Source organism: Prevotella sp. AM23-5 (assembly GCF_003473645.1).
GTDB lineage: Bacteria > Bacteroidota > Bacteroidia > Bacteroidales > Bacteroidaceae > Prevotella > Prevotella copri_A.
The window spans coordinates 1-316 of sequence record NZ_QUCG01000170.1 but is presented as its reverse complement, the minus strand read 5'-3'; the positions used below and the strand labels follow the sequence as shown (position 1 = coordinate 316).

1 protein-coding gene is annotated in these 316 nt (G+C 40.5%); it reads right to left on the bottom strand.

Features of this window, described 5'->3' with window-relative positions; translation table 11 throughout:
* Positions 1-20 precede the first annotated feature (20 nt).
* The coding region (locus DW657_RS17355) for a PD-(D/E)XK nuclease domain-containing protein (protein ID WP_199658380.1) at positions 21-316 on the bottom strand (296 nt) is incomplete at its 5' end.

Below are 316 nucleotides of genomic sequence, written 5' to 3'. Positions count from 1 at the left end.
GAACTATATTTACATCATTATCAGATGAGAGAGTTGGAGGATGCTTTTGATTTCCAATCGTCAATCGTTCCCGTCTTAGACGAGAAGTTGCAGCCAATCTGGTAAATCGTTCTGTTGTCTGTAGCATACTCACGGGCATATCCTTTTTCCTCGATTTGCTTCAAAGCTTCAGAAGCTGAACCATCACGCTTAAATTCGAAGATGTAAACAAACATTGGGGTCTCAACAATGCAATCAACTCGTCCTTCACTTTGCTCCTTTTCTATTAGGACGGTAAAGCAGCTTATCATGCGAATCACCAGATAGAAGGTATATT